Genomic DNA, 7,504 nt, shown 5'->3' with positions numbered 1-7,504 from the left:
GATCCGCCATCCTCAAAAGGCAAGCTCAGGAAAAGACAAGCGTGCGACACGAGGTCGCACATCTCCAGTGAGGAACTGGCCAGGGAAAGGAGAAAGATACGGCTGATTCCTCTCGACCAGTGTCCAGGTCGATCCCCAGACTCGCATGCGTCGCTGGCAACGGCGGGGTGTGAAGCCGGGTCCTCACGCCCAAGAGCCTTCGTTCCATCCGAGGGCAACAGGCAAGGGGAAGGCTGGGCGGGTGAACGAAAGTGAACCTCTGACTATGCCTCGTCATTTTCAACAGCCGAAGATGGGAAGCCGTAGTGGCTGACAGGTCCCGACGCTGGAAGGCGTCAGGTGAGCTCTGTGGAGTTTGGCGCGGAGCACGGACACCACCGGATCCGGGGTAAAGGAGGCACCCAATCCAGTCGCAACTGGAATGTGTGGAACGTGGGAACCCCGTTGTGGTCTGCCTTCGGGCAGCAAGCCGACCGTAAGGAAAGCCGGAGCCCATAGCGGGACCAGGATGATCCAAGAAGCGAACGCCGGCAGGTCGAAAGGCCAGAGGAAAACAGGGGGGGAACTCCCAACTCCCTGCATAACTCGCCGGATACGGGCAGATGCCCGGCCCGAAAGGGAGCCGACGTGGATCAGGTGGAATCTTGAAGAGAACTGCAAGGAACCCCGAACCTGCGGACAAGTTAGGCGGCACGGATGGCAACGATGAATGAGTCGGCGCTCGACGTGCTGAACGGCCCAAAGGGCGAACTCTGCGACTGCGACTGGACCGGCATTGACTGGGCCACCGCAGAGGAGAACGTACGGAGACTGCGGCAGCGCATCTTCAAGGCAACGCGGGACGGCGACCTCAAGAAGGTCAGGAGCCTGCAAAAGCTCATGCTGAGGTCGAGGAGCAACACGCTGGTGAGCGTGAAGCGCGTGACACAGCAGAGCACCGGGCGCAAGACAGGCGGGATCGACAAGGAGGTGATCCTCGCCCCGCAGGGGCGAGGAGAACTGGTCGCCGATCTGACGCGGACGACGACTCCATGGAGTGCCAGGCCGGTCAAGCGCGTGTACATCCCGAAGAGCAACGGCAAGCAACGACCTCTCGGCATCCCGGTCATCCGCGACCGGGTCATGCAGGCCAGGGTGAAGAATGCCCTTGAGCCTGAGTGGGAGGCCCGGTTCGAACCCAGGTCCTATGGGTTCAGGCCGGGACGAAGCTGCCAGGATGCTATCCAGGCCATCCATAACACGGCGAGCGGTAAGAATGCCAACAGGGAATGGATTCTGGATGCCGACCTCGCGGCAGCATTCGACCGGATCGATCACGAAAGACTGACAGAGTCCATCGGTGCATTCCCTGCGAGGGGCATGATCCGCCAATGGCTCAGGTCCGGCGTGATCGAGAACGGTCGGTGGTCGCCGACGCGGGAAGGTACCCCACAAGGGGGTGTCATCAGCCCGTTGCTGATGAACATCGCGCTCCACGGGATGGAAACGGCAGCCGGGGTGAGGTACGCGTTTCGAGCCCGTGGGCTCGAAATCAAGCGGACCTCGCCGGTGCTCGTCCGGTACGCCGATGACTTCGTGGTGCTCGCGCACTCGGAGGCAGAGGCGTACGAGATCAAGGAGAAGCTGGCGAAGTGGTTGGAGCCCCGCGGGCTTCGCTTCAATGAGGAAAAAACGAGAGTCACGACCCTCACTGAAGGCTTCGACTTCCTCGGATTCAATGTCCGCAGAAGTTCCAGCGGGAAGGCGATCATCAGGCCGAGCAAGGAAGCCGTACTGAGGGTCCGGGAGCGGCTTCGGATGGAGGTAACGACCCTGTACGGGTCCAATGCCGAAGCCGTGTTGATGAAGCTCAACCCCATCATTAGGGGATGGGCGGCATACTACCGGTCCGTGGTGTCCAAGAAGACCTTCGCTTCCTTGGACGACTACATGTGGAAGCTCACCTTCAAGTGGGCCAAACGTGGCCACGCGAGGAAGTCCATGAAGTGGATCATTAGGAGACACTTCGGGAGGTTCAACACGTCCAGAGCGGACAACTGGGTATTCGGCATCCCGGCAACGGGGGCCCACCTCCAGAAGTTCGCATGGGTCCCGATCGTCCGACACGTCATGGTCAAGGGCACGGCATCTCCGGATGATCCGGCTCTCCAGGACTACTGGGCATCGAGACGCCGCACCCGGACGCCACCGCCGATGGATAAGACAAGCATCTATCTGGCGGCGCGTCAGAAGGGTGTCTGCCCGCTGTGCAAGCAGGCGCTCATCTCCGGGGCCGAGTACGAGCCGGACAGTCCGCGTGAGTGGATCGAATGGTTCGCGGCGATGAAGAAGACGCTCCATAAGCATCACTTCGTCTACCGGCGGGACGGTGGAACGGACGCGAAGAACAACCTCCGCCTCGTACATGCCTCCTGTCACCGACAGCATCATGCCGGTGATGCCAGGAGGACCGAGATGCAGGAACCCGCGTTGCACGTGGATTCTGCTTGAGCCGTGTGCGTTGAAAGGCGCAAGCACGGTTCTGAGGGGGCCGGGGCCCGGCGACGGGCTCCGGCTACCCGACTCAGGCCCGGCCCTCCAGGGCTTCGATGAGGAGATGGGACAGCCGGCGGAACTCCTCGGCGTTGGCCGTTCCGAACTTCTCCAGTACCGGAGCGAGTTGGGCCTCGATCTGGATGAAGGTCTCATCCATCACCTTGTGCCCCTTGGCCGTGAGGTGATTGTCCACCATCCGGCCGCGGGCCGGGGAGCGCTCCACCAGTCCCTCCTCCTGAAGAGTCCGGACGAGACGGCTGACGGCCTGCGGTGTGTGGACCGCGGCGCGCGCCAGCTCCGAGGCGGAGGCTCCTGGCGTCCGCTTCAGCTCCCGCAGCACCGTCCACTGCCCGAGGGTGAGCCCCAGGGGGTGGATGACCTGCTCGATCCGGTCGGCGAAGCGGTGCCGAATGATCCTGGACAGCGCACCGATTTCGATCCCCTGAGGCAGCGGGTCACCCGAGTTCTTCATCTTTGACATGGTACCCGCTCACGTTCTATGTTGAACCGAAGTTCAATATGGAACCCTGATTCCAAACCAGCCGGCCGGGCGGCCCGTGGAGCCGACTCGACTTCCGGCTCTCCCCCATGCCCGTACCCGGAGATGGACCATGCCCGTACCCGCAACCGCCCGCGCCACACCGGAGTCAACCGCGCGACAACAAGCCCTGCCCAGCTGGCTGGTCGTACTCCTGGCCACTTCCTGCGGGCTGACCGTCGCCAACCTCTACTACGCCCAGCCGCTCCTGGAGACGCTGCGCCGGGCCTTCCAGCTCCAGGACTCGACCGCCGGCCTGCTGATCACCCTGACCCAGCTCGGCTACGCCGCCGGCATGGTGCTCCTGGTCCCCCTCGGCGACCGCGTCGAGAACTCCCGCCTGGTCTCCGTCCTGCTCACCGTCACGGCCCTGGGCATGGCCGCCGGCGGCCTCGCCCCCACCTTCACCGTCCTGCTCATCGCCGCGCTCGTCGCGGGCGCCGCCTCCGTCGTCGCACAGATCCTCGTCCCCTACGCCGCCGACCTCGCCCCCGATCACCTGCGCGGCGCCGTGGTGGGCAAGGTCATGAGCGGACTGCTCGCCGGAATCCTGCTCTCCCGCACCGTCGGCAGCCTGCTCGCGGACGTCTCGGGCTGGCGCACCGTCTACCTGGTCTCCGCCGCCCTGATGGCGCTGCTGGCCGTCGTCCTGCGCCGCGCGCTGCCCCGCCGGGCCCCCACCAGCACCGCTTCCTACACCGAGCTGCTGCGTTCCATGGCCCGCCTGATCCGCGTGCACCCGCAACTGCGCCGCCGGTCCTTCTACCACGCCTGCATGTTCGCCGCCTTCAGCGCGTTCTGGACGACCATCTCCTACGTCCTGACCACCGCGCCGTACCACTACTCCCAGCTCCAGGTCGGCCTGTTCGCCCTCGTCGGCGCCGCCGGAGCGCTCGTCGCCCCGCTCGCGGGCCGCCTCGCCGACCGGGGGCTCGCCCACCGGCTCACCCCCGTGGCCTGCCTGCTCGCCGCCGCCACCCTCATCTGGGCCGGCCTGGCCGCCCACCAGATCCTCGTCCTCGCCGCCGCCGCGGTCCTCCTGGACTGCGCCGTACAGTGCTCCCTGATCTTCGGACAGCACACCATCTACCAACTCGACGCCGACGCCCGCGCCCGGATCACCAGCGTCTACATCGCCACCTTCTTCATCGGCGGCGCCATCGGCTCCCAACTGGGCACCCTCGCCTACCACCTGGGCAACTGGCACACGGTCACCCTCACCGCGGCAGCCTTCCCCGTCATCGCCGCACTCGCCTGGACCACCGACCGCAGCACCAGGAAGCGCCGCGCTACAGGCGCCATATGAAGCCTGTGCCGACTGCCCCGCCTGCCCCGCCTGCCCCTTGTCCGTTGCAGCCGGTCAGGCGGCGCATCGCGAACTGGGGACAACCTCATAAGCCCAAACCCATACATCTTCGGAAGCAGCCCCAGACGATCCGCATGGCCGCCGTCGCCCTGCGCTGATTCGGCACCGGGGAAGCCGGCACCGAGGGGCGGCGGGTGGCCGAATGGGCGAGGCGGGCCCGTTTCATTTGCTTAGCTACGCATATATTATGTGGCACTAAGTATTATGGTTCGAGCGAGACCGTTCCCCACTCTCAGGAGCACCTCCATGCACGCAGCAGTCGTCACCGCCTTCGGTCAGCCGCCCCACTACCAGGACTTCCCCGACCCCGTACCGGCCGACGGGGAAGTCCTCGTGAAAGTCCTGGCCGCGGGGCTGCACCCGCGGGTCCGGTCCGGTGCGGCCGGCACCCACTACACCAGCGACAACACCCTGCCCCTGATCCCCGGCTTCGACGGCGTCGGCCGCACACCGGACGGCGCCCGCGTCTTCTTCGGCGGCCTGGGGGCGCCGAACGGCAGCATGGCCGGCTACGTCGCCGTACCGGCCGAGGCCCTGGTCGCGCTGCCCGACGGCGTCGACGACGTCACCGTGGCCGGAGCCATGAACCCCGCGATGTCGGCCTGGCTCGCCCTGACCCACCGGGCGCGCGTCCAGCCCGGCGAGAGCGTGCTGATCCTCGGCGCCACCGGCAACGCCGGACAGATGGCCGTCCAGCTCGCCCGCCTCCTCGGCGCCAAGACCATCACCGCCGCCGGACGCGACCCGCGGGCCCTGGCCAAGCTCCCCGATCTCGGCGCCGACCACACCGTCTCCCTCGACGCCGATGACGCCGCCGTCGCCCGGCGCCTGGCCGAGGCCGCCGCGAACGTCGACGTCGTCGTCGACTACCTGTGGGGCCGCCCCACCGAAGTCGCGCTCGCGGCGATCACCTCGGCCCGCGCCGACGCGGCCCACCGGCTGCGCTGGGTCCACGTCGGCGCGATGGCCGGAACCGGCATCACCCTGCCCGGCGCCACCCTGCGCAAGACCGACGTCGACTTCCGCGGCAGCGGCCAGGGCTCCGTCTCGCCCGCCGACATGCGCACCGCCCACCAGGAACTCGCCGACCGCCTGCCCACCGCCGGCCTCACCATCGACACCCTCGCCATGCCCCTGCGCGACGTCGAAACCGCCTGGGCCACCGATACGCCGACCGGCACCCGCATCGTCCTCGTTCCCTGACGTCAGGGGGGGCAAGGCCCCTCCTTCCCGGGCGCGGCGCGCGGCTTTTCTCATCGGATCCGAGCGGACTTCGGCCATTGATGCCGCGGGCCCGCCTCGCCCCGCCCCTCCCGCGACCGCCCGGCGCACCTCTTTTCGGCCGGGGCGCCTGGGACCCCGCAGCACGGTGCGGACCTTTGGAACCGAAGGTGCTTCACGGGTCAGGTCGCAACCATCAAGGCATACCTCGCAACATAGGCAATGATCAGAAGGCTGCTCCGGCGCTTAGCGCCCCTGACGGCCGACCGCCCGGCACTGCGGCGCGGGCGGTCGCGCCGCACCCTCCCTGAGATCCCCGTCACGCGAGTTCGCGCCATTACGGAACGCGTTCAACCAGCGACCGGAAGTGATCGGGCGATGTGCGTTCGGCGGGCGGTTGGGTCAGACTCCCGTCCGGTATCTGCACCTACGAGCAAGGGAGTGTTCGAAATGCGGTACATCACTGGGGGAATCGCTCTTGCCGCCGCACTGGCCGTCACCGGTCTGGCCGGGGCCTCGACCATCGCCAGCGCCGCGCCCGTACAGCCCAAGAGCCTGTACGCGCCCTCGGCGCTCGTGCTCACGGTCGGCGAGGGCGAGCACGCCGCGAACACCACGGTCCGCCGCGCGGTGACGCTGAGCTGCACCCCGACCGCGAGCGGCACGCACCCGGCCGCGAAGGCCGCCTGTGCCGAACTGACCGCGGCCGCCGGGAAGTTCGACGTACTGGCCGAACCGGCCTCGGACCGAGCGTGTCCGCACGTATGGAACCCGGTGGTCGTCACCGTGGACGGCGTCTGGGAAGGCGCCCGCGTCTCGTACGAGCACACCTTCGCCAACGCCTGCATGAAGGAGAACGCGCTGAGCACGGTCTACGAGTTCTGAGACCGCGGCCCCTGAAGACCGCCGTCCCTGAGCGCCTCCGTACGCGCGTACGCGGTGCGGCCCCCGGACAACCCGTCAGCGGGTCGTCCGGGGGCCGCGTGGAGCAGACCGGGACCGGGTACTAGCCGATCTCGGCCCCGTACTCCTTGAGCGCCTCCGGGACCGGCTGGAAGAAGGTCTCGCCGCCCTGGGAGCAGTCGCCGCTGCCGCCCGAGGTGAGGCCGAGGGCCGACTCGCCGTCGAAGAGGGCGCCGCCGCTGTCGCCGGGCTCGGCGCAGACGTCGGTCTGGATCAGGCCGTCGACCTGGCCCTCCTGGTAGTTCACGGTGGCGTTGAGCGCCTTGACCGTGCCGTCGTGGACCTGCGTGGTCGAGCCGCTGCGCTTGACCTGCTCGCCCACGGTGGCCTCGGCGGCCTTGGTGATCTTCTGGGTGCCGCCGTAGAGGTTCACCTCACTCGGGTGGTCCGTCTGGCCGGTGTACTTCGAGATGGAGTAGTCGTGACCGGGGAAGGTCGACGCCTCGGTGGTCGCGATCTCCTGACCGCCCTGGGAGTCGGACCAGCTCTTCACCGCGTTTCCGCAGTGACCGGCGGTCAGGAAGTACGGCTGACCGCCCTTGGTGACGTTGAAGCCGAGCGAGCAGCGCGCGCTGCTCCCCCAGATCGCGTCGCCGCCCGCGATCAGCGGCTTGAACTCGCCGGCGCTTCTCTTCAGCTCCGCCTTGTCGCCGAGGGACGAGACGACCTTGTTCACCTTCGCCAGCTTCGCGCCCTTGACCGTGCGGTCGGCGGTCACGACGACCTGGTTGGTCTTCTGGTCGACGGCCCAGGCGGTGCCGGGAACGGCGGCCTTGGCGTCCAGCGTCCGGCGGGCGGTGTCCAGCTGGGCGAGCGAGTGCTTGACGACCTTCGGCTCGGCCCCGGCCTTGCGGACGTTGTCCGCGGCGGCCTGGCTGAGG

6 protein-coding genes are annotated in these 7,504 nt (G+C 67.6%); 4 read left to right on the top strand and 2 right to left on the bottom strand.

Annotated elements, in window-relative coordinates:
* Positions 1–705 precede the first annotated feature (705 nt).
* Positions 706–2,490 (top strand): group II intron reverse transcriptase/maturase, encoded by a 1,785-nt coding sequence (gene ltrA / locus ACFU99_RS25780; RefSeq protein ID WP_384395942.1) that lies wholly within the window; start codon positions 706–708, stop codon positions 2,488–2,490.
* Positions 2,491–2,563: 73 nt separating this feature from the next.
* Here the strand turns inward: ltrA and ACFU99_RS25775 are convergent, their stop codons facing one another.
* Complete coding sequence (locus ACFU99_RS25775) at positions 2,564–3,007, bottom strand: MarR family winged helix-turn-helix transcriptional regulator (protein ID WP_384395939.1); 444 nt, start codon at positions 3,005–3,007, stop codon at positions 2,564–2,566.
* A 139-nt stretch (positions 3,008–3,146) separates the two neighbouring features.
* On the opposite strand from ACFU99_RS25775, the gene ACFU99_RS25770 reads away from it, so the two are divergent.
* From ACFU99_RS25770 to ACFU99_RS25760, 3 genes are all read left to right on the top strand, one after another.
* Positions 3,147–4,379: an MFS transporter gene (locus ACFU99_RS25770; RefSeq protein WP_384395937.1), complete on the top strand. Its 1,233-nt coding sequence runs from the start codon at positions 3,147–3,149 to the stop codon at positions 4,377–4,379.
* Positions 4,380–4,685: 306 nt separating this feature from the next.
* Positions 4,686–5,642 carry a zinc-binding alcohol dehydrogenase family protein gene (locus tag ACFU99_RS25765; protein WP_384395934.1) on the top strand — a complete coding sequence of 319 codons (957 nt, stop codon included), beginning with the start codon at positions 4,686–4,688 and terminating at the stop codon, positions 5,640–5,642.
* Between the two features lie 468 nt (positions 5,643–6,110).
* The gene (locus tag ACFU99_RS25760; RefSeq protein ID WP_384395931.1) at positions 6,111–6,545 is read left to right on the top strand and encodes a subtilase-type protease inhibitor; all 435 of its coding nucleotides are present in this window, start codon (positions 6,111–6,113) and stop codon (positions 6,543–6,545) included.
* A gap of 121 nt (positions 6,546–6,666) precedes the next feature.
* Here the strand turns inward: ACFU99_RS25760 and ACFU99_RS25755 are convergent.
* The coding region (locus tag ACFU99_RS25755) for a S1 family peptidase (protein ID WP_384395927.1) at positions 6,667–7,504 on the bottom strand (838 nt) is incomplete at its 5' end.

Source organism: Streptomyces sp. NPDC057654, assembly GCF_042800135.1.
GTDB lineage: Bacteria > Actinomycetota > Actinomycetes > Streptomycetales > Streptomycetaceae > Streptomyces.
Note: the sequence above shows the minus strand (reverse complement) of the source record. Positions and strands in the feature narration are given on the sequence as shown.

Excerpts from the sequence above, each read along its gene's own strand:
- ltrA (WP_384395942.1), top strand. The coding sequence starts at position 706 with ATGAATGAGTCGGCGCTCGACGTGCTGAACGGCCCAAAGGGCGAACTC.
- ACFU99_RS25775 (WP_384395939.1), bottom strand. The coding sequence starts at position 3,007 with ATGAAGAACTCGGGTGACCCGCTGCCTCAGGGGATCGAAATCGGTGCG.
- ACFU99_RS25770 (WP_384395937.1), top strand. The coding sequence starts at position 3,147 with ATGCCCGTACCCGCAACCGCCCGCGCCACACCGGAGTCAACCGCGCGA.
- ACFU99_RS25765 (WP_384395934.1), top strand. The coding sequence starts at position 4,686 with ATGCACGCAGCAGTCGTCACCGCCTTCGGTCAGCCGCCCCACTACCAG.
- ACFU99_RS25760 (WP_384395931.1), top strand. The coding sequence starts at position 6,111 with ATGCGGTACATCACTGGGGGAATCGCTCTTGCCGCCGCACTGGCCGTC.